The sequence below is a fragment of the Mesobacillus zeae genome (assembly GCF_003570705.1).
In the GTDB taxonomy this organism is placed as follows: Bacteria; Bacillota; Bacilli; order Bacillales; family Cytobacillaceae; genus Mesobacillus_C; species Mesobacillus_C zeae.
In genome coordinates this window covers 1-1,431 of record NZ_QWVT01000074.1, presented here as the reverse complement: position 1 = coordinate 1,431, position 1,431 = coordinate 1, and the positions used below count along the sequence as shown (strand labels likewise).

General features: G+C 37.9%; 1 protein-coding gene and 2 pseudogenes. 2 read left to right on the top strand and 1 reads right to left on the bottom strand.

The features are described from left to right. Positions 1 to 363: pseudogene (locus D1970_RS23250) on the bottom strand (DDE-type integrase/transposase/recombinase); the annotation flags it as partial. A gap of 57 nt (positions 364 to 420) precedes the next feature. Between D1970_RS23250 and D1970_RS21965 the strand changes: the two are divergent. Next, positions 421 to 678: pseudogene (locus D1970_RS21965) on the top strand (IS110 family RNA-guided transposase); the annotation flags it as partial. A gap of 226 nt (positions 679 to 904) precedes the next feature. After that, positions 905 to 1,381, top strand: coding sequence for a YbaK/EbsC family protein (locus D1970_RS21960; RefSeq protein WP_119114961.1), 477 nt, complete (start codon positions 905 to 907; stop codon positions 1,379 to 1,381). Positions 1,382 to 1,431: the final 50 nt, after the last annotated feature.

Below are 1,431 nucleotides of genomic sequence, written 5' to 3'. Positions count from 1 at the left end.
TATATTGAGAGCCAAGATCCGTGTGCAAAATGAGGCCAGGCAACGGCTGTTGGACAGAAGTGGCATTGTTTAAAGCATCTAAAACAAGTTCAGTCGTCATGGAACGGGAGAAAGAATATCCGATAGAATACAGGTCCAAAACCGTGGCTAAATAACACCAGCCATCTCGCAAAGTGTGGATATAGGTGATATCGGCCACCCATTTTTCGTTCAATTTGGACGTGGAAAAATTCTGTTGTAGTACGTTTTCACGGGCTTCAATTGGGGCTGTGGACGAAATTTTTTAGTCGTAATCGAATATATTTCCGCCTTTCTCATAAGCCGTTGAACTCGTTTAAGACTAACTGAAAACCCTGCTTTTAGACAAAACATAGTCCCGAAATGCACCATCCATGTAGTATTTGGGTTACTTGACGTTTACTCTCCAAACGTGGCAGAATAAAGCTGCGAGCCCTTCTTTTCCGAGTGATGATGCCGATGATTCGCCATAATGAAGCCTTTAGGAAGCTACACGAGTATTACACAACCCGTCAGGTTAATCTATTGCGCAAGAAGCAATCCATCGTGGTTCTATGCGGGAAACTATTAAAAGTGTTACATGGAATCTGCACGAAGCACAAAGCGTTTGACGCTAAGCGAATGATGAGGGATATTCCTAGTCTCGCAGAGGCTTTGTAAAGCTCTACATCCCCTTAACAGACCTAGACAACAGGATGACACGGAGAAGCTGGCACTCACTACTTTCCACCATTATCCAGTAGTGACCGCGTAGCGTACCTGACATTTGTAAGAGAATCACATATTTATAAATATCTGTTAGGTCATGTGTCGAAAAATATTTTTTTGACACCCCACCAACGGGCTAAACCGTTGATAAATCAACATTTATAGAGGGAGGATGATTATGTATAATCAAGTGATACAACTATTAGATCAAGCTAATATTTCTTATCAACAATACAAACATGAACCCAATTTGGATTATGTTACAGATAGAGAAATACGAAAAAGATTTAATTTAGAAGGTGTACCAAGTAAAAGTTTATTTCTAAAAGATAAAACCGGACATAATTATGTGCTTGTTACGATTGAAGGCGAAAAATTAGATTCAAAATCAATGAAAGAACTAATTGGCAAGAGGGTTTCTATTTGTTCAGCTGAAGAGTTGATTGAAAAGACTTCCTGTGTTCCCGGTTGTGTAGCCCCTTTCGGATATCAGGATGAGATTACCCTTATTATAGATAAAAAAATCTATAATTATAATAAATTTCTACTATCTCCAGGCGTACCTGAGTTAACAATTGAAATACACACGGAGGATATCAATAAAATTTTAAATATAGTGAAAAACAACATTCTAATTTATGAAAACAATCAATGATTTTTATACTCACAATATAGAAGGAAATGAATCTTAGGTGCTCCATATCG